At 26.2% G+C, this 2,627-nt stretch carries 3 protein-coding genes; all 3 read left to right on the top strand.

The window, feature by feature from the left end; translation table 11 throughout:
* The first annotated feature begins 480 nt into the window (after window positions 1-480).
* The 3 genes from CLPUN_RS06180 to CLPUN_RS06170 all read left to right on the top strand — a co-directional run bounded on the left by CLPUN_RS06180 (window position 481) and on the right by CLPUN_RS06170 (window position 2,317).
* Entirely contained in the window at window positions 481-696 is a 216-nt protein-coding gene (locus CLPUN_RS06180; RefSeq protein ID WP_077846452.1) for a hypothetical protein, read from the top strand.
* An 87-nt stretch (window positions 697-783) separates the two neighbouring features.
* Entirely contained in the window at window positions 784-1,860 is a 1,077-nt protein-coding gene (locus CLPUN_RS06175; protein WP_077846451.1) for an amidase domain-containing protein, read from the top strand.
* 4 nt (window positions 1,861-1,864) lie between these two features.
* Complete coding sequence (locus CLPUN_RS06170) at window positions 1,865-2,317, top strand: DUF4829 domain-containing protein (protein ID WP_077846450.1); 453 nt, start codon at window positions 1,865-1,867, stop codon at window positions 2,315-2,317.
* Window positions 2,318-2,627 lie beyond the last annotated feature (310 nt).

The raw sequence follows: 2,627 nt of genomic DNA, 5'->3' as shown, positions 1-2,627 counted from the left end.
CTAATTTTATTATCTCTTTCTTATATTCTACAGAAAACTCTCTTCTCTTACTCATTTGATAAACACATCCTTCTTTATTGTTATTATAACGTCTTTTCTATGTGTCTATCAAATAGGGTATACTCCAAGATGTACAGAAGATACAAACCTTAATGAATACGTCAATAAAAAGAAAAGTAATGGTAAAGTTGATATGGTAGTCAGCATTATTAATGCGGTTTACCTCATGCAACAGGACGTTATTTTCAATGACGATTCCGCCACGTATGACGGGGTTAATATAAATAGAGTCTTAGAGTATTTCAAGGGGGTTACGTGCTACGTGAGGGGCAACAGTAAAGGCGTATGGATTGAAACGCAGTACCTACCAATTAATAAATGTAATGAGTTAAAAAGTTCTTTAGGCTCATGGTTCTATAATATAAAAAATAACTATTTATGATGTAATAATCTTAATTTGAATATATTGGAGAAATAAAAATGAACAAGAGTATCAGATTAATTTATTGTATTTTTGGAAGCGTTATGCTTGTATTATTAAGCCATCCGATTCCGTATGATGTAATAAATGGAGTATTTTTTATTGGGACTGAATTAAGTGTATTAACCGAGTTTATTTCAGCTATAGGTGTTATATTAACTGCAATTTTTGCCGTAATGCTGACAAAAGAAAATTGCATAATAAAAAATAAATAAAAATATTTGGGAAAAAGAGGCAAAACCAAAAATATGAAGAATTTATATAAATATGACAAAATATTTATAAATTAGGAGGCTTTTTTAATGAAAAAAAACATAGCAAAATTTTTATCAATGTCTTTGATAGCGGCTGTACTTCCAATTTGTACAGTAGCCTATGCAAAAGATAATTCTGGAAATGAAAAAATAAAGGAGGTGCTAACAAACTATTTTACAAATGAGTTGAATATGAAATCTGAATTAGAAACTATACCAAATAAATATATACTACCAGGAAGTGAGTTAGAAGACTATGACAAGCTTAAATCAGAGTTAACTGTTAATTGGTTACGTGGAATTAATCAACAAGTAGACACATACTCAGAAAATGTAAAAATAAATAAGATTGAAACCAATGGAGATAGCATTAAAATTGATGTAAACAATAATGTTAGCTTAAAATATAAAGATTCGGAGGTAGAAACTAAATATACAGATAATCATATAGTATCTTTAAAAACAACAGAAAATAATGATTTATTAGTTGAATATGATATTTTTGAACCAGATACAAATGCAAAAACTATTGAATCAAAAGTTGCAAACACTGAAGAGAAATGTAAAGAATATATTGAGCAAAAGATAGAAAATGTTAATGAAAAAATGAACTCATTAAATGGAGATATTGATAAATTTAATAAAGACTCAAAGAAATTAGCAGCACAAAGAAATATATCTGCACGAAGTTATTCAAGTTATAATGGTGATTCAGCTGCATCATGGGCTATAAATAATGCATATTCATCAGAAGATTATTCTGGTAATGATTGTACTAATTTTGTATCTAAAGCATTAAAAGCTGGTGGATTACCTACTGATTCTACTTGGAGCAATGGAAGTAATGCATGGATAAGAGTAACAGAATTAAGAAATTGGCTAAAGAATAAGGGTTATGCAACTGAATATAGTTCATTGTACACTTGTAAAAAAGGTGATATTGTTCAACTATATAATAAGGATAAAGGTAATTGGTCACACTCTTTAATGATTACTTATATAGGTGGATATGGAACAGTATACGTATCTGCCCATTCAAATGCAGCTCAAAACAAGCCATTATTTCAATATTATCCTGAAAATTCAACTTATTCAAACATAAGATACTTAAAAGTAACGGCTTAATAAAATGAGTTTTAATAAAAGATTTATAATTAAAACTCTAATACTGATATCAATAATATTAATATCAGTATTAGCTTATTTAATTATAAATTCACCTACGAATGTAATAAAAGAATCTATAAAATATGAAAATGAGCACAATCTTGAAAAGTTATTAAATTGTTATACTTCTAAAAATCAAGATTCGAATTTTAGATTAGATAATATAGAATCAAAACAACTAGTATCAATTTCTTTAATTAAGGATGATAGCATATATAATTCATATAACAATGAAAATGAACTAGGAAATGAATTATTAAATAAAAATGTGCGAATATATTCAGTTAAAGTTAATATTAGATATAAAAATGAAAATATAGAACCAATTACAAATGGAGAATATGAATATCATTATTATTTGATAAAAGAGAGCAATACTGGAAAGTGGAAAATTGATTCTATAGGAGTTTTATAAAAAATAGTTCACTCTATGTAAAAATAATTATTTACATTTCCAAAATATAGTATATAATAAGATTATTAAAACATATTGTTAAAAAAAGTAAAGCCCCACCGTAAAATAAAATTACGGTGGGGCTTATTTTATTCTCTAGACCAGTTATACAAAAAAATAAAAAATTTTAAAATTATTTTTTTTAAAAAAGGTATGCTTAATAAACCATTATTATTTTACGAATAATGGACAAGATTAAGGTGAAAATTATACACTAAATTACTATTTGTAAATGTCTTTCTAAATATAGCTTTTTATGAGTTTCAGGTAG

Source organism: Clostridium puniceum, assembly GCF_002006345.1.
In the GTDB taxonomy this organism is placed as follows: Bacteria; Bacillota; Clostridia; order Clostridiales; family Clostridiaceae; genus Clostridium; species Clostridium puniceum.
This window is presented reverse-complemented; position numbering and strand designations above follow the sequence as displayed.

Excerpts from the sequence above, each read along its gene's own strand:
- CLPUN_RS06180 (WP_077846452.1), top strand. The coding sequence starts at position 481 with ATGAACAAGAGTATCAGATTAATTTATTGTATTTTTGGAAGCGTTATG.
- CLPUN_RS06175 (WP_077846451.1), top strand. The coding sequence starts at position 784 with ATGAAAAAAAACATAGCAAAATTTTTATCAATGTCTTTGATAGCGGCT.
- CLPUN_RS06170 (WP_077846450.1), top strand. The coding sequence starts at position 1,865 with ATGAGTTTTAATAAAAGATTTATAATTAAAACTCTAATACTGATATCA.